Here is a 22164-nt window from a genome sequence, read left to right as displayed (position 1 = left end):
TGTAAATACTTTTATAACGAGCGATCGCAGTATTTTTAACGTTAGTCTCCATTAATACAACTAAAACATTTAAGATTCAAATAATTAATTTATTCTTAATAAAAACCGCATTTATCAGAATGATTTTTGGTAATAAAATTAGCATTTTGTTATCAAATTTCATAGTAATTATTGAGAATGGAGCTTATTCATACATTGAAATCTTCTTATAAAGATTTTAAGGCTTCAAAGTGTCAAAAAAATAATTGCTATCTTTGAGAGAAAATACTTATGCTCATTGATGATGTTAATAAAAATGTGTTGTCAAATAAACAGCTAAATGTCACTTCAATCTCTTCATTAGATAGCATTAATACAAAGGATGACTACAGCCTCAACTTCAGCAGAAGTAGTAGCTATAACTCAGCCGATGCTGATGTGCAGTTGCTAAAAAATGGTGAATCAGAAAATAGCAGTAACGCTACTACTAATGCTTTTAGCACTCAAAATTATAACTCCACCAATGGCTATGGCTTAATTAATGGAGCAGCAGCAGTGGCTAGAGCTACTGGCCAGAATACCTTTGCTGATGTCCCTAATCTTGGTGGCAATAGTTGGGGAGCAGACCTTGTTAAAGCACCAGAAGTTTGGGCACAGGGATACACAGGTAAGAGCGTTGTCGTCGCTGTTGTCGACACTGGAGTTGACTATAACCACGAGGATTTAAGAAATAATATCTGGACAAATGCCAAAGAAATTGCAGGTAATGGTATAGATGATGATGGCAATGGCTATATTGATGATAATTATGGTTGGAACTTCTCTGATAAAAACAACAATACCCTAGATAACAATGGTCATGGCACTCATGTTTCCGGCACGATCGCAGGAGAAAATAATAACTACGGTGTCACTGGTATTGCTTATGATGCCAAGATTATGCCTGTCAAGGTTTTGAATGACTCTGGCTCTGGTTCCTATAGTTCCATATCTAAAGGTATTCGCTACGCTGTGGATAATGGGGCTAATGTGATTAACCTCAGCTTAGGAGGCGCATCTTCCAATCGTAGTTTAGAGTCAGCCATTGACTATGCCAGCAGCAAAGGAGTAATTGTCGTTATGGCAGCAGGTAATGATGGTGAATCATCACCAGACTATCCCGCCCGCTATGCATCCAAGTCGGGAATTGCCGTTGGAGCAGTGGATAGGAATAATAATATGCCCGACTTCTCTAACCGCTCTGGAACAGATGAAATCGCTTATGTTACAGCCCCAGGGGTCAAAGTTTACTCCTCAGTTCCAAATAATCAGTATGCCACTTATAACGGCACGTCTATGGCTACTCCCCACGTTGCTGGTGTAGTTGCCCTGATGCTTAGTGCTAACCCCAACTTGACTGATGCCCAAGTCCGTCAGATTGTCACAGAAACCGCAGGAAATAGTACACAAAGTACAACCTCTAGTTTAAAGCTTTCTAATGTCAGTTCTCTGGCAAAGCAGGTGATTGCAGACACAGCAATAGATGATACACAAGCTACAATTTCTAGTTTTAATATTTCCAATGTCAGTTCTCTGGCAAAGCAGGTGATATCTGGCGACAACCTGCTAACTATCGGCGCACAAACTGCAAATTATCTTACATCACAGACAATTTCTAGTTTTAATAGTTATGATGTCGGTTCTTTAGTTGGTCAGGGAATTACAGAAACAACAAAATATCTGACGCTAGAGAGTATTGCTAATTTTAATAGTTATGATGTCGGTTCTTTAGTTGGTCAGGGAATTACAGAAACAACAAAATATCTGACGCTAGAGAGTATTGCTAATTTTAATAGTTATGATGTCAGTTCTCTAATCGGTGAGGAAATTACAGAAAAAACAAAATATCTAACACCAGAGAGTATTACTAGTTTTAATAATACTGATGTTGGTTCTCTAATCGGTGAGGAAATTACAGAAAAAACAAAATATTTAGCACCAGCCGAAGGGAATAATAGATTAAGTAATCTAGAATTATGGTCGCAATTCCAAAACTATGACAAGATTTTAAGCAGCATCAATATGGATAGCAATGATGATAAAAAAAATGAGAATAATCCTGATTTTTGGAAATTATTAGAGGGAATGCAAAAACAAATGGAGCAGTATAGAAAGTTCTTAGGTATCGCTTGAAAATTATCACAATTTGCAGTTTAGTTCGATACTGCTCGGTTAAAAAATCAACCACTTGCTCGTTTGTCGTGAATGAATATAGATAGGGGTTTAGTAATTCTAAACCCTTATGTCTTAAACATGGTTTGTGGATGCTAGGCGTAGCTTTTGAAGTGGTGATGAAATCAGGAGAGGCTAGACCTACCTAACTGAAAATGCCTCGCTGAACCGGCGTGTCACAGGCTCAGTAATGAATGTCAAAACTGACTTTTTACGAGTGACAATCTCACCTGAAGCAGCCATACCTGGTGTAAATTGTACTTCTTGACCTCGCACATTAACTGAGTGTTTATTTAGCTTAATTCTGGTGGGAAAAACTAAGCCTAATTCTTTATCAACGATTGCATTCGGACTGACTTGCATAACTTCGCCATTAACAGTGCCAAATTCCTGGAAGGGGAAAGTTGCCATTTTCACTTTTGCCTTCATTCCTTGACGAATAAATCCAATATCGCGGTTGAGAACTTTCACCTCTAGGAGCATTTCTTCCCCTTCTGGCAAAATTGATAGCAATTCTTCACCTGATTGCACTGGCCCCTTAGTGGCTTTAACTCTGTAAATCGTGCCGGCAACAGGAGCCTCAATCGTTTCTAAAGCTTGCTGCTTCCTCGCCTGCTCTAATTGACCTTGAACAGTTGTTAGTTCTTCTTTACGCTTGTTGAACTGGGTCAAAATTTCACTTTGGCGTTCTGATGCTACACGCTGGGCTTGGCTGCGTGCAGCATTGTAAGCTTGTTCTGCTTGGCGAATTTCTTGGACTTGAGCAGCAATATCTTTTTCTAATGATGTGACTCTATCTTGAGCCTCTGTGATTCTATTCTGGACATTAATCACTTCATCTTGTGCTTTAGTGATTTCTGTCTGTGTACGAGTTAATCTTTCTTGGGCATCCAAGTAATCGACACGAGGTACAGCACCAGGAGTCATTAAACTGCGTAGGCTTTTTTCCCTTTCTTGTGCAAGTGCCAAATTACTTTCAATTTTGATCCGAATGCTATCTGCGTTGACAAGGTTTGTTTTGGCATTGGCAACGCTGCTTTTGGCATTAACTAAGTTGTCTTGCAACCTAGTCAAGCGGACTTTGGCTTGATCTATGAGTGATTGTTGGCGATTTGCTTCTGCTTCCGCTCCTGCTTGACGCGCTTGGTAGTCTTGCAGGCGGGAGGTTAAAAGTTCATCTTGTAGTTTCGTTCCAGTAGTTGTGCCTCCGGTACGTTCTGCATCCAAACGTTGCAAATCGTCTTGAATCAATCTAGTAGACTTGGTTAGGCGGGCAACATCAGTTATTTGCAAGTCTGGATCTTTTTGAATCAGAACTTGACCTTTAGTAACGCGATCGCCTTCTCGTACTTTAACAGCAACAATTGATCCCCCATTTAAGGATGTCACCGGTCTTACCTGGGTAGAAGCAATTAATTCCCCTGGTGCTGTTGCTACCTCATCGATTTGTGAGAAGTACGCCCAGGCGATCGCTCCAAATACAATAACACTGATCGTTCCCGCTAATAATCTAGTGTATAAGGGTGGTAATTCCTGTACTGCTTTCCCCAATTCATAGGTTAGTTGTTCCTCTGGTTGGGCGAATCGCTCTTTTGTCTGACGTGCTTGAGCAGCATTTACCATATATTTTTGTCCTTTGTCATTTATCATTTATCATTTGTCATTCGTCATTTGCCCTAGTTATTCACTAATGACCAATGACTAATGACAAATGACTATTTAAACTGCTAAATAGCGCCGCAAAAAACTTTCTAATGTCTCTAATTGGAAGTTATAAATCGCCTCTAAATTGGCAATTTCATCTTTTGTACAGAAAAATTCATTTGCTAGCAATGTGCGATAAGTTCCCAAAGCTTTTTGAATTTGGGGATTAATTAAACCCAATGCACTCTGTAACCCATCAATGGCTAATAGTGGTGAGTTAATTATTACTGGCTGTTTATTGAAGATCCGACCAAAAATCCGGGGAATATCTTCTCTTAATAAAATCTCTGGCCCTCCCACTGGTAAAATCTGGTTACGAGCGCCTTCAACTGTCACAGAATCCACGACTATTCTTGCTAAATCATCGGTACTGACAATTGAAGTACGGTTTTTGCGATCGCCAATTAACAAATACACTCCTGTTTGCCGAAATTGTTCTACTAGTGGCAGCAAGTTAGATGCTAATCCAGATGGGCGTAAAATAGTGTAATTTAAGCCACTAGCTGACAAATATCGTTCTACTGCTCGTTTGGCTTTAAATACAGCAGCGTCTTCATATCCGCGATCTGCTCCCAGTACGGAAATGAAGACAAAATGCTCTACGCCATTGGCTTTCGCCTGGTCTATTAGTTCAATATTGGCGCGGTAATCTAAAGATAGAGCATCGCTATCAGAACCGTGGGCGCTGATAACATACTTGACACCCCGACTAGCTTTCTGGATATCTCTTTCTTCTAGCAAGTCACCGATAAAGATTTCTGCACCCCGGTGTTCTAACTCGCTGTAGCGCGAAGTCAGGCGGACAAATGCCCTCACAGACTGTTCTCGTTGCCGTAGGAGTCGCACAACTCTGCGACCAATTCCTCCCGTTGCTCCAGTTATTAGAAACATATAAATACCTAAATTGAATAGTTACAGGGTTTATATAGGGGTTCGCTCGTTTGTATGCAATACACTTTGACCTCACTTCCATTCCTCTCTTTTAAAAAGAGAGAGGCTTTGAATCTTACTCCCCTTCCCTACTAGGGAAGGGGCTGGGGGTTAAGTCTCTATTAGCCAATAAGTCACGCCTTATTTATCTTAATACTCTAAAAATTATCCCCCACATTTTGTAAATGCAGGGGATAGGCTAAATGGGATTAGTTTTACTGGCTCAACAACTCAACAGCTTGTTCAAGCGACATCTTAGCCTTGTGCAAATTCAGCAGGTTCTCCTGGTCGTATCGGTCAGGATAGCTCATTTTCCTGCCCTCTAAAGTTATCCGAATTAGTGCTGCTTGCTCATCTGTGGGTGAATTCATCTCTTCTATAGCAGAACTGATGATCTGGATAGCGTTAAAGTTAGGGAATTTTAACCCTTTACCTTGCTTCATTTGTTGCAATGCTAAAAGTGGAAATGCCATCAGGCTTACGATGTACGAGGTTTTGTATCCTGTATTCCCAGTTGGTTTGATGCCGTATCTACGACACAAGTCGCGTAATTCTTTAATAGTCTTGATTTCAAGTTCGGAACGCGTGAACATAAAATAGTAGTGTCCATTTTTGAAATTGGATATTGGTGGTTGTACTTCCGGCAAGTTGTTGCAACCACCAAAAAACAATCTAATCTGCTGCCTACCAGTGATTCAACTTATATTTATATTTCTACATAAATGCCTAACCCTAAAGGTCATTCAGAAAATTTAAAACCATTTAAATCAGAGAGGGAAGAACCGTTAAGTGAGCGTCTTAATTTACGTGTCACAAAAACTATGAAGGAAGAACTATCTACCAAAGATGATCCTCCAGAATTTTGCCGTCGTGCAATCCAGGAAGCGTTAGATAAAGATAGAGAAAAGTAATCTCAAAGGGATAGTTGTCACGAATGTGGGAATTACTGAAATGAGTCAGCAATTAAGCATATTGCTTTCTCAATATGCTTGATTGCTTGCTGAAAACACTGAAATTAGTAAGTAAAAGCTCATTTTACTTGCGGAAAACATCAAAATGAGAAAGCAAACTGGGGTTTGAGAAAGTAAAAGTTCCTTTTGCTTGCGGAAAACACCAAAATGAGGAAGCAAACCGGGGTTTGAGAAAGTAAAAGCTGCTTTTGCTTGCGGAAAACACTCAAATGAGAAAGCAAACTGGGGTTTGAGAAAGTAAAAGCTTCTTTTGAGTAAGTCAAAGCTTCTTTTGAGTAAGTCAAATGCCATTTTGCTTATTAAATTCGACTTTAACGACTCCCAAATAAAAAATACTCAGCTACTTCTTGTGGGGTAGGCATATAGGGACTGTTTTCAAACTCGAAGATCCCCCCTAACCCCCCTTAAAAAGGGGGGAAAAGAAACTCTAAAGCCCCCCTTGTTAAGGGGGGTTGGGGGGATCAAAAGCTATGGGTAAATGTTAGAAGACTTGTGTGTACATAGTAGCTTGTTAGGAGCGAGGAATGGAAGTGAGATCAGAGTATAATGCGTTGACAATTATTGCCGATATAGATAAATGGATGTAAGGAGACTTATAGATGAGTGACGAAGATCAGTTTGATGTCTTCCTTTGCCACAACAGCAAAGACAAACCTGAAGTTATAGAAATTGCTCACGAATTAACAAGACAAGGAATTAAACCTTGGCTAGATAAGTGGGAACTTCGTCCTGGTTTAGCATGGCAGGTTTTATTAGAAGAACAAATAGAAAATATTAAATCAGCAGCAGTTTTTGTAGGTAGCAGTGGACTTGGTCCCTGGCAAAGTCAAGAGATGAGAGCTTTTTTAAACGAATTTGTAGAGAGAAAATGTCCGGTGATTCCCGTTTTGCTTGGGAATACACCACAGCAGCCTCAACTCCCAATTTTTCTTAAGGGTCATACGTGGGTTGACTTTCGGACAGATTCTGAAGCTATGGAGCAGTTAATTTGGGGTATTACTGGAAAACCGCCAGAGCGAAAACCAAAGCTACAGCCAGTAATTCAAGCCGATGACGTCAGTTCTGAGAAGGGAGTAAACTACACACGATTGCGAGATTTGCTAGCAGCACGCAAGTGGAAAGAAGCGGATGAGGAAACTTTAACTGTCATGCTCAAGGCATCTCGCAGGGAAAAGGAACGTCAGTTTGATACCGAATCCATCAATAATTTTCCCTGTACTGACTTACGCACCATTGATCAACTCTGGGTAAAATACAGCAATGGGCGCTTTGGCTTTAGCGTTCAGAAGAAAATTTATCTCGAATCTGGTGGGAAGACTGGTGAATATAATCAAGAAGCCTGGGAAGAATTTGGCGATCGCGTAGGATGGAGAGTGAAAGGAAACTGGATAGAAAGTGAAGAAGATGTAGCTTTTAAAACTTCAGCACATGAAGGACACCTCCCTATTTTTTCCCTTAAGGGAGAAGAGTTCTCTTTTTTCGCATCGAGACTTATGAAGTGTAACATTTAAGTACATTCAGACTTTTATAAATATTTGTAACAGGGTTGTTTTCTATAAGTTAATCAATATTTTAGAGATCCGATATCTGGCAGTGGGGCCTGATTAATTCTTGTTTAGTCCTCTTAAGAGGAATGCAAGCTATTAGCCGTAGGTTTTTAACCTATGGCGGGTGATGGATTAAAATGTAATATTCTGAACTCAGATATTTGCATCATTGCAGAATATTGGCATTGCCCACACGTCCGCCTCAGAATAAATTCTGCGGCTCATAGCGAAAGTCATCTAAAGCTGACTGAAATTCTTGTTTTCCCAATTTAAAACCCCCCACATCTTTGTAGATGCAGAGGGAGTATTAACAATTCAAAATTTAAAATTCAAAATTGTTTCACATGGGTATTTAAACGCTTTGTGCAAACAGCCCACTTCAAAACTATTCAGCAGCTTTGTTATTAGCTCTATTAGCCCGCGCCTCAGCTGAAGCCATCACCTCTTCCATATTCTCTAACACTTCGCCAGGGAAGTTTTCCAAAACTCTGGTAGAAAGAGCAACCCGCCCTTTACCCTCATCCAAGTCAATAATTACAGCTTTAATTGGCTGACCAACTTGAAATACCTTTTCTAATGAGTCGATGAATTTTTGGCTTACCTGCTTGATATGAAGCAAAGCCCCCATACCATTTAAATCCACAAACACACCAAAAGGTTTGATACCAGTAACTTTACCTTCCACCAGTTGACCTAGTTCTAATAAGCTGAAGTTGCTAGAACGAGTTGCTAATCGCTGGGAAAGGATGAGTTTGTTGGTGTTTTTATTAATTTCCAAAAAGCCCACAGTCAGATTTTGACCTTTGAGTGCTTCTAAATTATCACGCTCTGCCAGGTGCGATCGCGGAATAAATCCCCGCAAGGAAAGAATATCGACGGTGACACCACCTTTATTCACACCCATAACCTTTACTTGCACAGTCTGAGCATTTTCCTGCATTTCCGCCAGTCGTTCCCAGATGTGCTGAATTTCTAACTGCTTTCGAGAAAGGGTGACTTGACCTTCTGCATCCTGATCTCGGATGATCAAAAACTGCATTTCCTCTTGCAATGGCAGCACCTCCGATAAATCGGTAACTGCTCTCAAAGAAGCCTCATCGCGCGGCAGAAAAGCTGACGACTTGCCACCAATATCAACATAGGCCCCATCATGGTCAAGTTGGAACACTTTGCCATGTACAATCTGTCCCTTTTGAAACTGGTAGTCGTGTTTTTCTAGTGCTTTAGCAAAATCGTCCATTGTAAACGGCGAATTGGCTGTTTGAGATAGTTTCGATTCGGAATTCATGACTTTTGAAGATTAATTGTTATTTGATATGGTGCAACAGGAGTTTAGATTGTCATTTGTCATTAGTCATTTGTCCTTTGCTAATGACTAATGACAAATGACTAATTCAGCTGACTAAAGAGTTGTTTGACTTGCTCCCAAGCATCAGCAGCAGCTTTAGGATTATAACTGGCACGACGGTCACAGAAAAATCCATGATCAGCTCCATCGTAGCGGAACACACGATGAGGAATTTTATATTTTTCTAACTCTTTTTCAATCTCATCTACTTGTTCGGCTGGGATGCTAGCATCTCCTGTGCCAAAGAAGGCATAGAGAGTACCTGGAATTTCTCTGGTGCGGGTAACAGTGGGAGCTACACCTCCTGGTGTGCGAGTGGTAATTCCAGCACCGTAGAAGGAAGCCGTAGCTTTAATATCTGGTAAGGTGGCTGCAAGATATGCCACATGACCACCAAAGCAGAAGCCAATACAGCCAAAGCCATCTTTTTTGACTTGGGGCAGATTTTTGAGGTAGTCAATTGCTAGTTGAATATCACTCAATAACTCTGAGGCTTGAGTTTGCATAGCGTAGCCTCTGCCCGTTTCAATATCTTCGGGTGTGTATCCGGTTTCAAAACCAGGAGCAGTCCGTTGAAAAAGTGCAGGTGCGATCGCAACATACCCAAGTTTGGCAATCCGTTCTGTAACATCCCGAATGTGAACGTTAACACCAAAAATCTCTTGTAATACCACGACTCCTGGGTAAGAGCCAGGTTCTTTTGGCTCTGCCAAATAACCTGACACTTCAATATTATCTTGCAAAAGATTAACGGTTGTGGTAATTATTGCTTGCTCTGTCATAATAATTTTTACCAGTGCTATGTGATTAGCCGTATCTTGATTTGATATAACTATGCCAGTATGCCCAGCTTTTTCCGAAACTAAATTATCAATTACCAATAATGAGCGCATTAGAAATTTGTACCAGAAAAACTTTATGTGTAAATAAAATATTTAATATGTAGCAAATGCAGCTAAATACCAAAGGAGGGCTGAGTTAAAAGTGCTGAGTGCTGAGTAGTAAAGCAACACTTGTATACTCCTCACTTCCTAGTACGCGATTAATCGCGTCTCTCCCCCGCTCCAAAACTCAGCACTTAGTATTCAGGAGGTTTGCTGATGATTCAATTCCGTATTCAGCCAGACAGCGAAATTCCGGCATCAACTCAGCTGTTTAATCAAATCCGGTTTGCGATCGCTTCTCGGCAATATCCCCCTGCTTACAAGTTGCCAAGCACACGGGCACTAGCAATGCAAACTGGGTTACACCGCAACACCATTAGCAAGGTTTACCGTCAACTGGAGGAAGACGGATTTGTTGAAAGTATGGCTGGTTCGGGAATTTATGTTCGTCCCCAAGGTCATGAGGGTGGTAGCAGGCTGCAATCACCAATACTCAAACAAAATCCTGATGCATATCAAGTTGTGCAGAAAGCACTTGATGATTTGCTCACCCAAGGATGTTCACTCAATCAAGCCAGAGAACTATTTTTAGCAGAAATTGACTGGCGCTTACGTTGTAGTGCGCGGGTACTGGTTGCAGTTCCATCCTATGATATTGGTGCTGGTGAGTTAATGGTATATGAATTAGAGCGATCGCTAAAAATACCAGTCCAGTTGGTAGCAATGGAAGAATTAACTGCTGTGCTAGATAAAACTACCTCTGCAACAGTAGTCACAAGTCGGTATTTTATCAGTAATGTAGAAGCGATCGCAGCTCCTAAAGCTGCACGGGTAATTCCTCTGGATATCTACGACTACAGCAAAGAACTCAGCCTATTGAAAACCCTACCAAAAGAAAACTGTGTAGGCATAGTTAGCCTCAGTTCCGGGATTGCACGAGCAGCAGAAGTGATCCTCCACGGTCTGCGAGGAGATGAACTATTAGTGATGACTGCACAACCAAAAGATGTTTATAAACTTCAAGCTATGGTTAAACGGGCTGAGGTAATCATAAGTGATCAAGCCAGTTTTGCGGCAGTGCAAGCAGCAGTGCAAGCATCTGATGAAGATATTATTCGTCCACCGAAGCTGATTAAGGTTGAAAATTATATCGGTACTAACTCAATTAACTTGCTAAAACGAGAACTGGGTTTGGGTTAATCCAAAGATAATTCGACCAACATCTATACAGGAGGGCTAAGATAGTGCAAATTGTGATTGTGGGCGCAGGCCCAACAGGTGTAACACTTGCCCTGCTCCTTGTAAAACGTGGTATTGCTGTAACGTTAATTGAAGCAGCAAAAGACTTTCATCGTGTTTTTCGCGGTGAAGGATTAATGCCCAGTGGGTTAGATGCACTAGAGCAAATGGGGCTATCCCCATTGTTGGAGCATATTCCCCATCGACAACTCGACGCGTGGGAATTCATTTTGGGGGAAAAGCAGTTGTTTCGAGTTGATGAACCAATGGGAGCAACCCGACCCTGTACACTGGTTTCACAACCACCGCTACTCAATGCACTGATTTTGGAAGCTCAAACCAATGATGGATTTGAATTTATCCAAGGTGTTCCAGTCAAAGATTTACGCTGGAGTAATCAACGTGTCGCAGGTGTAGTACTAAGCGATGGGAGAGAACTAACTGCTGACTTAGTGATTGGCGCAGATGGTCGAAATTCTCTTGTGCGACAACGTATAGGATTAGAATTGGTACGCCAGCCCAAAAATATTGATATTCTTTGGTTTAAGCTTGCCGCTAGCCCTGAGTTTACAGATGATAATGTGTTCCGTACTATTGTAAATAGCGATCGCACATTTAGCATCTTTCATGGAGCAGAAGAAGGGAAACTGCATCTAGCCTGGGTAATGTCGGCAACCGAAAACACTGACTGGAAGCAAGCCAACTGGGCAGAGATTTTTGCCTCACTATCACCCTCATGGCTAGCAGAACATTTTCGTAATCATGCAGACACCATCGAATCCCCGATTCGGCTTTCTGTTGTGGTAGGTTATTGTCCACAGTGGCACGCACCAGGGGTATTGCTTCTGGGTGACGCTGCACACCCAATGTCTCCTGTCCGCGCTCAAGGAATTAATCTAGCATTCCGTGATGTGATTGTTGCTGCTAATCATCTTGTGCCACTATTGCTCAGAGAAGCTGGACACCAAGATATTGACATGGCACTATCGCACATCCAAGCAGAACGTCAGCCAGAAATTATCCGCGCCCAGCAACTCCAGTTAGAGGAAGCTAAACAAGGCGAACTACTGCGAAAAAATGCACTGCTGCGATCGCTGTTGATTCAACTTGCTCCCTTACTCGGTAAAATAATTAAAAAGTCTTGGTTAAGGCGACAATATAAAATGCGTCAAGGTATCACAGAAGTACACTTAACCGTTTAAAAAACCGTCATCACTTATCCGACTTGTGGTTGTGGGGTGTTAATTTGCAAAAACTCTTGTACTCGTTGCAAGTAAGTTGGCGCATCTTCCAACATTGGGAAATGCGCTGTGTTGCGAATCATCACAAACTCCACCTTGTCACTTAGTGCAGCTGCTTGACGCCCCATCTCGGCTGGAATAATTTTGTCATACTCCCCCGCTACGAGCAGAGTCGGCACTGTCAGCTTGGCAAATTCTTGCGGCATCACTTCAGATTGAGCCTTGCTGACTGAAGTAAAAATTGTTCCTAAAGCTGCATCGTAATCTGCTTCCAGAAAATCTTCCAAAAAAGCTTGACGCTCAGAATGTGGTATAGAACTATATAAAAATCTGGCCATAAACATTCGGTCAACAAATGGAATTTTGCTTAACCACTTGGGACGAAATTTAACTACATAGCCACCAAACTTATGAAAAGCACTAAAGGATTTTTCGTCGTACTCAAAAACGCCGCTACAAGTTAAAATTCCTCGTTCCACTCGTTCGGGATAGCGGTTAAAAAATAAAGTAGCAACAGACGCGCCCATCGAGTGAGCATTGATATAAACACGTTGAAGATGCAACCCATCTAACAAAGCTGCTAAATCATCAGCGTATTCCTCTAATTCATAGGTTAAGTCTTTGATTGCCTGTGATTCTTCCTTGAAGGACTCAGATTCGGCAACAGCTTCACTTGCTTCGGCTATGGTTGGCTTCCCACCAGAACGGCCAAATCCCCGCATATCGTAGAGTAAACAATCAAATTGCTCCGATAAAGCGTCAGCGGTATTTTGCCAATACCTAGCTGAACCAGCCCAACCGTGAATGAAAACCATCACTGGTTTTACCAAAGAACCAGATGGTTTTTTCACCCATTCATAGTAATGCTCAACGCCACGAACTTTAATATAAGGCATTAGTCATTAGTCCTTTGTCAGTTGTCATTAGTCATTTTCCCTTATTAAATGGTTATTAGTCTTTAGTTTTTGACTAATAACCAATGACTAATGACTATTAAGCTGACTCTGGTTTTGGTAGTGAAGATGGATGTATTATCAGTTCGGCAGTTGATCGCTTCTCAACCATCTCCCGTGTTACTGTACAACGTGTCACATCCTTACGAGATGGTAACTCATACATAACATCGAGCATAAGTTCTTCCACAATGCCCCGTAGCGCTCTAGCACCAGTTTTACGGCGGTAGGCTTCTTGAGCGATCGCTCGTAAGGCTTCTGGTTTAAAATCTAACTGGACATTATCCATCTTCAGCAGTTTTTGGTACTGCTTCACTAAGGCACTGCGTGGTTGGGTGAGAATCGCCATTAGCGCTTCTTCATCTAGCGGATCTACTACTGCTACCATTGGCACGCGCCCAATAAATTCGGGAATCATACCAAATTTTACTAAATCATCCGGTGCTAGATGGCGGAGAGTATCTGCTGCTCGTTTCTCCTTCGTTTGGCCTTCTCCAGGTTGCACAAAGCCTATTGCTTTTTTGCCAACTCTCTGATCCACAACCTTTTCTAGACCTACGAAAGCACCACCACAGACGAACAAGATATTACTTGTATCAATCTGGATGCAGTCTTGATAGGGATGCTTACGCCCTCCTTGGGGTGGTACATTGGCGATCGTTCCCTCTAACATTTTTAGCAAGGCTTGCTGCACGCCTTCGCCAGAAACATCGCGGGTAATTGACGGGTTTTCACTCTTTCGAGCAATTTTGTCAATTTCATCAATGTAGATGATTCCTCGTTGCGCTTCCTCTATATCTAAATCTGCCACTTGCAACAGTCGCAGCAAGATATTTTCCACATCTTCTCCCACATACCCCGCTTCTGTCAGCGTCGTAGCATCAGCAACGGCAAAGGGTACATCCAGGATTTTCGCTAAAGTTTGCGCTAAGAGAGTTTTACCGCAACCAGTCGGACCGATTAACAAAATGTTGGACTTTTGCAGTTCTACAGCATCATCTGCCGCAGCTTTGCCAGTGGTTTTAGACTGAATGACCGCCAACCGTTTGTAGTGATTGTAAACGGCTACTGACAGCACTTTTTTGGCTTCGTCTTGGCCAATGACGTGTTCGTCTAGATAATTTTTAATCTCTCTTGGCTTGGGTATTTGATTAAACGAAATACTAGAAGATTGGGTACGTCGTTTTTGAGGTGGTTCTGCTCTTGGTGCGGGTTGTGCAGCCGCACCATTAGTATCGAGTAACTCCTCGTCTAGTATTTCATTACACAAGTCAACGCATTCATCGCAGATGTAGACTCCCGGCCCCGCGATTAATTTACGCACCTGCTCTTGAGACTTGCCGCAAAATGAACATTTTAAATGGGAGTCGTACTTAGACATACCAGCCTCTTATTTCAGAATGGTGACGTTCTCCCCTGCTGTGGGAAGATTTTGCCTGGAAATGACCTGATCAATCAAACCGTAGTTCTTCGCCTCTTCTGCCGACATAAAGAAGTCGCGCTCAGTATCTGCTTCAATTCTTTCTATGGGTTGACCAGTATGATGAGCCATTAACTCATTCAACTTACCCTTAATGTAAAGAATTTCTCTGGCTTGAATTTCAATGTCAATGGCTTGACCTTGAGCGCCACCAAGTGGTTGGTGAATCATAATCCGGGAGTCGGGCAGAGACATTCGCTTACCGGCAGCCCCTGCTGTCAACAAAAATGCCCCCATGCTCGCGGCTAATCCAAAACAGATGGTAACAACATCAGGGCGAATTTGCTGTATTGTATCATAGATTGCCATGCCTGCGTAGACCGAGCCGCCAGGAGAATTAACATACAGTTGGATGTCTTTTTCTGAGTCTTCGGCGTCTAGGAATAACAACTGAGCCACAATTGAGTTGGCTACGGTATCGTCTATTGGCGTTCCCAAAAAGATAATCCGCTCTCGCAGCAGGCGGGAGTAGATGTCGAAAGCCCTTTCTCCCATGCCAGACTGTTCCACCACCATCGGCACGATGTTGCTAGGGCTGTTCAACTGAGAGTTAATGTTGATTCGACTTTGGTTGCTGATGGGGTAGTTTCCCGACTGCGATACAAGCATACAAGCTTTCTTTGACGATAATTTAGGACAAATGTTTCAGCAGCAGATGCTGCCTTTTCGACGAATAGGATTTTTATAGCTACGTGTTAACCATTATGCCTCATATAATTTCCTCTCGTGTAACACAGTATCAAGCTCAGGCAATAATATGTGTCACAATCTGCTGAAAATTTATTCGTTCTTTAATGATTCTGCCTTTATCCCTGAGTTTTCAGGAATCAAGAGTCATGGGGCATTGGTTATTTCTCCCTCTGCTCCCTGCTCCCTCATTTCCTTTACCTTACCCATTTCACCAGTACTTTAACTCAGAACTGGTGAATTGATGGCTGTGGGGTTTTTAATTATCCTTCTGGGACTTCTGTTGAAGCTTCGATGGTTTCTTCCTCTGTCTGGGGTACATCAGCATCAGCGTCTGATTCTGTGGCTTCTATTTCCTCTATAGGAGGATTCAACGAGCCTTCGGGTACAAGTTCAACTGAGGAGTGTTCTAAGAGCCAATCAATGGTTTTTTCAGTTAATAGTTCGTTTTCCACGATTGAGCGCAGTCTATCTTCATCAACATCTTGCTCATCTGGGTACTGTTCCAAAAGTTCTTTGACTCTGGCTGCGATTTCTTCTGGTGTTACCTCAATAGATTCGCGTTTACCAACTTCTCGCAACGACAAGGAACGTTTGATGCGTTCAATAGCCTCAGTACGCGATCGCTCCCGCAATTGAGGAATAATATCTTGAGTAAACAACTTCCTTACATCCAATCCCTGCTGAGACAGCCGCATTGCTGTTTGCGTTAGCATTGCATCCACTTCTTGCTCAATTAAGGTCGCTGGTAAGTCAACTTCTACGTGGTTGAGCAGTTCCGTTAACAAGGCTTCCTGTTTATTTGCTTTTGTTTTTTCGTCTGCCTCTTTTTGATATTGTTCTACCAAAGAAGCGCGTAACTCCTCTAAGGTTTCAAAATCGCTGGTTTCTTGGGCAAAATCGTCATTTAATTCTGGTAGTTCTTTTTCCTTCAGTTCTTTGAGAGTCACTGTGAAAGTTGCCGCTTTTCCAGCTAAATCTTCATTAGCATAGGGATCTGGGAACTGCGCTGCAATTTCTCTGGTTTCTTCAGGATTCATCCCTACTATTCCAGCAATAAAGCCGGGAATAAACTTATCTTCCTGCAACTCAACCTGAAAATCAGTTGCTTCGGCTCCAGGAATCGGTTCTAGTTCAGCTGTTTCGTCTTCGCCCTCTGCTCTGGCGAATGAACCTTTAAAATCGACTACGGCAATATCGCCGATTTGGGCCGCACGTCCTTCCACAGGAATCAATGTCGCTAATTCTTGACGTTCCTTGTCGAGGGTACTCTCCACTCGTTCTGGATCGTACTTGACTTCTTCAGCCTTGGCTTGCAGATCAGTGTACTGAACTAGATTCACTTCTGGTTCAACATCGACAGCGGCCGAAATCGTCAAAGGTTTTCCAGGTTGATAATTCGTAATCAAATCCTCAAAAGAGGAGCGCAATTGCGGCTGACCTATTGCCGAGATAGCTTCTTGTTTAACTGCTTGCTCAATGCCGTCTTGAATTAGTTCTTCCAGCGCTGCTGCCTTGATACGAGTTGTACCCAGCTGTTGTAGCAATATTGGCCGAGGTACCTTGCCTTTACGAAACCCAGGAATATTGGCAGTACTCGCTAATTTTTTAATGACCTGTTCGTAAGTTTGCTTGGTAATTTCCGGCGTAATCTCTATTTCCAAACCAATTTGGCTGGCGGGAAGTTTTTCCTGGGTAACTTTCATGCTTCGTCTCTAGTTTTCTGGTATTTTAATCTCTGAGTACACATAAGACGCAATAATAATTGTTCGCGTTTATGGCTTGATGTCTCTTAAGGAGGATGGGAAATTGTCACAAAGCTTCATGACATGACATCCAAGGATGGATAGTGTGTCCTGCCACAGAGATCCAGTTTACTGCCAATAGCCAAGGACTTGACAATTTACTCTCATAACAATTCTTGACACTTCCAGGGCTAAGAGCTGGGCTTCTTACCTAATATTTGTAATAACTGCTGAATCTATTGCGGATTGGGAAGAGTTTAACAAAGAGGCAGGGAGAAGGGGGCTATTAGCTGGGGAAAATGACCCCATCCTCCTGTTGTGAAGTAGAGCGAAACATGGGTCTGAGTCCCCCACTTTTAGTTAAGTAGTTTTGGTTCAGGTGGGGTGGTCACTGAGCGTAGCCGAAGTATCGAATCCCCATTTGAACTGTCCCCTTTGCTCCCTTTTTGCTTGCCTCTAGTTCAATCCCTATTCGCCGGATCCTAATCTTCAGTTAGTCTGAATTTAGCACTGAAAACCCAGGAATTAATTCTTCAGTAGGCTACCACCGTGATATCCTGGTTTTCAGCCAGTAGTTTAGTACTTTAAAGTTATAGCACTGAGTTTAGCTATCTTGTGGTACGCAACTAAATCTGCTGCCTAGCCACATAGCTCGATTTGATGGTTTGGCGATTTTACAACATTTGCATCATAATACATTCATTATCCTGGCAACCCAATTTACAGCCAAGACGTTTATTCACCTTACAAGTCAAACGCCTAAGTGCAGATATATCTATAATTTTATGCTAAATGGCGCTTTATTGTATAATATTACAATAATCTAGTTTTAGATACATGAAAAAATCGAACGGTGGTTTTGTAAAATGCAATATCAATTAACTTAATTAAATAACCAAGGAAATAAATTTATTAAATCTATCTTTATAGATTTAATTAGAAAAAAATCTAAATCTATTCAAACTTGATTTCAAGGCTGCGATCGCTATTTTAATATAAGCAAAATAAGCAAATAGTCAATTGTTCCAAAAAAATTGTAGATAACTATCTTAAAGGAGGAAGCAAATTTGTCAAAATCCTATCGTTTAGCTATTTTGGGAGCAACTGGTGCAGTTGGCACAGAGTTGCTGGAATTATTAGAAATCCGTGATTTTCCGATTGCTGACTTAAAGTTGTTGGCATCACAGCGGAGTGTGGGGCGATCGCTAAGGTTTAAAGGGGAGAATATACCAGTAGAGCCAGTGAGCGATCGCGCTTTTGAAAATGTTGATATAGTACTAGCTAGTGCAGGTGGTTCTATATCCAAAACTTGGGCAACAGTTGCCGTCGAAAAAGGCGCAGTGGTAATTGACAACTCCAGTGCCTTTCGGATGAACCCGGAAGTTCCCTTAGTAGTGCCAGAGGTGAATCCACAAGCCGCAGCTAATCATCAAGGCATTATTGCTAACCCCAACTGCACAACAATTTTAATGAGTGTGGCAGTATGGCCATTGCATAAAGTTAAACCAGTGCAACGTATCGTAGCTTCAACCTACCAATCTGCTAGTGGTGCTGGTGCTAGAGCAATGGCAGAAGTCAAAATCCAAACAAGCGCTATACTACAAGGACAGCCGCCAGTTGCTGAGGTATTGCCTTACCCACTGGCATTTAATTTATTCCCCCATAACTCTCCATTAAACGATTTGGGTTATTGTGAGGAAGAAATGAAAATGGTCAACGAAACCCGAAAAATATTTGGCACGCAGCAAATCAGAATCACTGCGACCTGTATACGGGTTCCCGTACTCCGTGCCCATTCAGAAGCCATTAATTTAGAATTTGAGACTCCCTTTAGTGCAGAGGAAGCCAGAGAAATTTTAAATTCCTCTCCTGGAGTAAAATTGGTAGAAAATTGGGAAACTAATTATTTTCCGATGCCAATTGAAGCAACTGGTAGAGATGAAGTTTTAGTGGGAAGAATTCGTCAGGATATTTCTCATAGCTGTGGCTTGGAATTATGGTTGTGCGGCGACCAAATCCGCAAAGGCGCAGCATTGAATGCAGTACAAATCGCCGAGTTGCTGGTAGAGCAAAACCTACTCAAACCTGCTAAAGCTTACGTTTCAAGCTAGTCATTAGTAAAAATAAACAACTAATGAAAAAAAGCAAATGTGCAAATTACTGTTGAAAGTAATTTGCAGATAGGTTATTACAAGAGAAAACCACCAAGATATAAAAATATGGCTAATCAGGAGTGAAAACAGGGTGGGAGATTTTGGCAATGTTTTAACCGCTATGATTACGCCGTTTAAAGCAGATGGGAGTGTCAATTATGATGTAGCGGCAGAACTGGCAGCGCATCTAGCTAATAACGGCACAGATACGTTGGTGGTGTGCGGCACAACAGGAGAATCCCCTACCCTGACTTGGGATGAGGAATACCAGTTATTTGTCGAGGTATTGAAATCCGTGGCAGGAAAAGCCAAGGTGATTGCAGGTTGTGGTTCAAATTCCACCAAAGAAGCGATCGCAGCCACCCAAAAAGCGTCTAAAATAGGAGTACATGGTTCCTTACAAGTTGTTCCTTATTACAACAAACCGCCGCAAGCGGGATTGGAAGCGCACTTTCAGGCAATAGCACAAGCCTGTCCTGACTTGCCATTGTTGTTATACAATGTCCCAGGTCGTACCGGACAAAACCTTCAGCCAGAAACAGTTGCCCGGTTAGCTAAGGTTAGCAATATTGTCGGGATTAAAGAATCCACTGGTAATATAGATCAGGCAAGCGAAATTCGTCGCTTGACACCAAAAGAATTCCACATCTATTCTGGTGATGATTACATGACTTTGCCCTTGTTAGCGATCGGGGCAAAGGGTGTAGTAAGTGTGGCTTCTCATCTGGTAGGAAACCAACTACAGCAGATGATCCAAGCTTTTAGTGCGGGTAAAATTGAGGTAGCTAGTGAGATTCATCTCCAACTCTTCCCGTTGTTTAAAGCTTTATTTCTCACTTCAAATCCCATTCCAGTGAAAGAAGCACTCAAACTTCAAGGTTGGGAGGTTGGTTCAACTCGTCCGCCACTATGTGAAGCTGATTTAGAAGTAAGTCAAAAGTTAGAAGCCGTTTTGAAAGAACTTAGTTTAATCTAGCCACCACTTAATTAAGCGCTGGTAGTCTGGTGCTTTCTAAAGATACATATAAACAATGACCATAATTGTTTGTTCATAATTTGCAATTTAAAAATCTGTGCTAGGACTGATAGACACACTATAAATTCTTAAGTGTAAAGTCGATTTTATTGAATAAAAAATTGAAATCTTCAATTAAAACTTGATTGCTTTGGGACTGAATTAAGAGACAAATGATGTTGTCTTAAATACAAGTTCGTTAACTATCAACTTAATTAACCACAAGTAACGATCTAAGGAGAAAATGGCTAAAAACGAAGCTAATAATTCCGCCTTGAAAATTATTCCTTTGGGCGGTTTACACGAAATTGGGAAAAATACCTGTCTTTTTGAATATGACGATGAAATTATCCTGCTAGATGCAGGATTGGCTTTTCCCACAGAGGCGATGCATGGAGTAAATATTGTTTTGCCAGATACGACCTATCTGCGGGAAAATCGCCACAAAATTAAAGGGATGATCGTTACTCACGGTCATGAAGACCATATTGGCGGGATTGCTTTCCATCTCAAGCAATTTGATATCCCTGTGATTTATGGGCCCAGACTAGCAATGGCAATGCTAGAGGGTAAATTGGAAGAAGCAGGAGTGCGCGATCGCACAGAAATCAGAACAGTTCTACCACGCGATGTGGTGCGAATTGGCAAAAACTTTTTAGTTGAATATATCCGCAACACCCACTCCATTGCTGATAGTTTCACTGTTGCCATTCATACTCCTTTGGGTGTAGTCATTCACACAGGGGATTTTAAAATTGACCATACCCCAGTGGATGGTGAAAAGTTTGACTTGCAACGTTTGGCTGAACATGGTGAAAAAGGCGTTCTTTGTCTACTAAGTGATTCCACTAATGCTGAAGTTCCCGGGTTTACACCTTCGGAGCGTTCAGTTTATCCAAATCTTGAGAGAGTATTTAGTCAAGCCACTGGGCGATTATTTGTCACTACCTTTGCTTCTAGCGTCCATCGCATCAACATGATTTTGGATATCGCCAAGAAGCAAAACCGTGTAGTAACGATTGTCGGGCGTTCCATGCTGAACTTGATTGCTCATGCCCGCAATTTAGGTTACATCAAATGTGAAGATAATCTGCTGCAACCATTGCACGCAGTCCGCAATCTGCCTGATGAAAGAGTACTAATTTTAACTACAGGCTCTCAGGGTGAAACGATGGCAGCAATGACCCGCATTGCTAACAAAGAACATCCTCACATCAAAATCCGCGAAGGAGATACAGTAGTATTCTCTGCTAACCCAATTCCCGGAAATACGATCGCAGTAGTCAACACCATTGATAAATTAATGATTCAAGGTGCAAAAGTGGTCTATGGTCGGGATAAAGGGATTCACGTTTCCGGTCACGGCTGTCAGGAAGAGCAAAAGCTGATGATTGCCTTAACTCGACCCAAGTTCTTTGTGCCATTTCACGGCGAACATCGGATGCTAGTGAAGCACGCAGAAACGGCTCAGAGTATGGGCATTCCTTCAGAAAACATGATCATTATTCAGAATGGTGATATTGTCGAACTGACTGAAGATGCTATTCGCGTCGCTGGTAAAGTGCCATCTGGTATCGAATTGGTGGATACCACTAGTTCGGGTATGGTAAGTGCCAAAGTGCTGCAAGAACGGCAACGCATGGCTTCAGAAGGCATTATCACGATCGCAGCTGCCATTGATTGGAATGGTAAACTGTTGGCAAAACCAGAAGTTCACTTACGGGGTGTAGTTACAAGTGTAGAGCGATCGCTTTTACAAACCTGGGTGAAACAAAGGATTGAAGAAATCCTCACTGTGCGCTGGTCAGAATTTGCACCTAGTGAAGGCGAGGCGGCAGATATAGACTGGGGTGGATTGCAAGGAACTTTAGAACGAGAATTGCAACGTTCCATCCGTCGGGAATTGCAATGTCAGCCATCTGTAACTCTGTTGATGCAAATCCCTGATGAGCCACCTGTGAAAGTTGCTGATGGCAGAAGACGACGGACTCGGACTGCTGCTCAGGTAGCATCATAGAGAATTTAAGATAAAATCTTATGCACAAGCGCAGAGACGCAGAGTTTTTCTAACGTCTTT

17 protein-coding genes are annotated in these 22164 nt (G+C 42.0%); 8 read left to right on the top strand and 9 right to left on the bottom strand.

Going from position 1 to position 22164, the window contains the following annotated elements; all coding sequences use genetic code 11:
• The first annotated feature begins 270 nt into the window (after positions 1 to 270).
• Positions 271 to 2151, top strand: a complete 1881-nt coding sequence (locus H6G96_RS16995) for a S8 family peptidase (RefSeq protein ID WP_190912543.1) — start codon at positions 271 to 273, stop codon at positions 2149 to 2151.
• A gap of 180 nt (positions 2152 to 2331) precedes the next feature.
• On the opposite strand, the gene H6G96_RS16990 is transcribed toward H6G96_RS16995, so the two are convergent.
• The 3 genes from H6G96_RS16990 to H6G96_RS16980 form a co-directional block, all read right to left on the bottom strand.
• Positions 2332 to 3840, bottom strand: coding sequence for an HlyD family efflux transporter periplasmic adaptor subunit (locus tag H6G96_RS16990; RefSeq protein WP_190912542.1), 1509 nt, complete (start codon positions 3838 to 3840; stop codon positions 2332 to 2334).
• A gap of 69 nt (positions 3841 to 3909) precedes the next feature.
• Positions 3910 to 4785 (bottom strand): SDR family oxidoreductase, encoded by an 876-nt coding sequence (locus H6G96_RS16985; RefSeq protein WP_190912541.1) that lies wholly within the window; start codon positions 4783 to 4785, stop codon positions 3910 to 3912.
• Positions 4786 to 5039: 254 nt separating this feature from the next.
• Entirely contained in the window at positions 5040 to 5417 is a 378-nt protein-coding gene (locus H6G96_RS16980) for a hypothetical protein (RefSeq protein WP_190912540.1), read from the bottom strand.
• Positions 5418 to 5546: 129 nt separating this feature from the next.
• On the opposite strand from H6G96_RS16980, the gene H6G96_RS16975 reads away from it, so the two are divergent.
• Both H6G96_RS16975 and H6G96_RS16970 read left to right on the top strand, forming a co-directional pair.
• On the top strand, positions 5547 to 5735 hold the full coding sequence (locus tag H6G96_RS16975) for a hypothetical protein (RefSeq protein ID WP_114085552.1): 189 nt from the start codon (positions 5547 to 5549) through the stop codon (positions 5733 to 5735).
• Between the two features lie 659 nt (positions 5736 to 6394).
• Positions 6395 to 7306, top strand: a complete 912-nt coding sequence (locus H6G96_RS16970) for a GUN4 domain-containing protein (RefSeq protein WP_190912539.1) — start codon at positions 6395 to 6397, stop codon at positions 7304 to 7306.
• Positions 7307 to 7727: 421 nt separating this feature from the next.
• Here the strand turns inward: H6G96_RS16970 and H6G96_RS16965 are convergent, their stop codons facing one another.
• Positions 7728 to 8630 (bottom strand): S1 RNA-binding domain-containing protein, encoded by a 903-nt coding sequence (locus H6G96_RS16965; protein ID WP_190912538.1) that lies wholly within the window; start codon positions 8628 to 8630, stop codon positions 7728 to 7730.
• A 101-nt stretch (positions 8631 to 8731) separates the two neighbouring features.
• Positions 8732 to 9472 (bottom strand): dienelactone hydrolase family protein, encoded by a 741-nt coding sequence (locus H6G96_RS16960; RefSeq protein ID WP_190912589.1) that lies wholly within the window; start codon positions 9470 to 9472, stop codon positions 8732 to 8734.
• A 318-nt stretch (positions 9473 to 9790) separates the two neighbouring features.
• Between H6G96_RS16960 and H6G96_RS16955 the strand changes: the two genes are divergently transcribed.
• Together H6G96_RS16955 and H6G96_RS16950 are read left to right on the top strand one after the other, a co-directional pair.
• On the top strand, positions 9791 to 10774 hold the full coding sequence (locus H6G96_RS16955; RefSeq protein ID WP_190912537.1) for a GntR family transcriptional regulator: 984 nt from the start codon (positions 9791 to 9793) through the stop codon (positions 10772 to 10774).
• 41 nt (positions 10775 to 10815) lie between these two features.
• The gene (locus H6G96_RS16950) at positions 10816 to 12015 is read left to right on the top strand and encodes an FAD-dependent monooxygenase (protein WP_190912588.1); all 1200 of its coding nucleotides are present in this window, start codon (positions 10816 to 10818) and stop codon (positions 12013 to 12015) included.
• A 14-nt stretch (positions 12016 to 12029) separates the two neighbouring features.
• Here the strand turns inward: H6G96_RS16950 and H6G96_RS16945 are convergent, their stop codons facing one another.
• The 4 genes from H6G96_RS16945 to tig all read right to left on the bottom strand — a co-directional run bounded on the left by H6G96_RS16945 (position 12030) and on the right by tig (position 16880).
• On the bottom strand, positions 12030 to 12950 hold the full coding sequence (locus H6G96_RS16945) for an alpha/beta hydrolase (protein WP_190912536.1): 921 nt from the start codon (positions 12948 to 12950) through the stop codon (positions 12030 to 12032).
• Between the two features lie 97 nt (positions 12951 to 13047).
• Positions 13048 to 14388 (bottom strand): ATP-dependent protease ATP-binding subunit ClpX, encoded by a 1341-nt coding sequence (gene clpX / locus H6G96_RS16940; RefSeq protein ID WP_190912535.1) that lies wholly within the window; start codon positions 14386 to 14388, stop codon positions 13048 to 13050.
• 9 nt (positions 14389 to 14397) lie between these two features.
• A complete protein-coding gene (gene clpP / locus H6G96_RS16935) occupies positions 14398 to 15096 on the bottom strand; it encodes an ATP-dependent Clp endopeptidase proteolytic subunit ClpP (RefSeq protein ID WP_190730227.1) in 699 nt (232 codons plus the stop codon).
• 341 nt (positions 15097 to 15437) lie between these two features.
• Entirely contained in the window at positions 15438 to 16880 is a 1443-nt protein-coding gene (gene tig / locus H6G96_RS16930; RefSeq protein WP_190912534.1) for a trigger factor, read from the bottom strand.
• 1106 nt (positions 16881 to 17986) lie between these two features.
• Here tig and H6G96_RS16925 point away from each other — a divergent pair.
• The 3 genes from H6G96_RS16925 (at position 17987) to H6G96_RS16915 (ending at position 22104) form a co-directional block, all read left to right on the top strand.
• Complete coding sequence (locus H6G96_RS16925; RefSeq protein ID WP_190912533.1) at positions 17987 to 19030, top strand: aspartate-semialdehyde dehydrogenase; 1044 nt, start codon at positions 17987 to 17989, stop codon at positions 19028 to 19030.
• Positions 19031 to 19163: 133 nt separating this feature from the next.
• Positions 19164 to 20048 (top strand): 4-hydroxy-tetrahydrodipicolinate synthase, encoded by an 885-nt coding sequence (dapA, locus tag H6G96_RS16920; protein ID WP_190912532.1) that lies wholly within the window; start codon positions 19164 to 19166, stop codon positions 20046 to 20048.
• 283 nt (positions 20049 to 20331) lie between these two features.
• A complete protein-coding gene (locus tag H6G96_RS16915) occupies positions 20332 to 22104 on the top strand; it encodes a ribonuclease J (RefSeq protein WP_190912531.1) in 1773 nt (590 codons plus the stop codon).
• Positions 22105 to 22164 lie beyond the last annotated feature (60 nt).

Origin of the sequence: Nostoc sp. FACHB-892, from assembly GCF_014698795.1 — a bacterium.
In the GTDB taxonomy this organism is placed as follows: domain Bacteria; phylum Cyanobacteriota; class Cyanobacteriia; order Cyanobacteriales; family Nostocaceae; genus Nostoc.
Note: the sequence above shows the minus strand (reverse complement) of the source record. Positions and strands in the feature narration are given on the sequence as shown.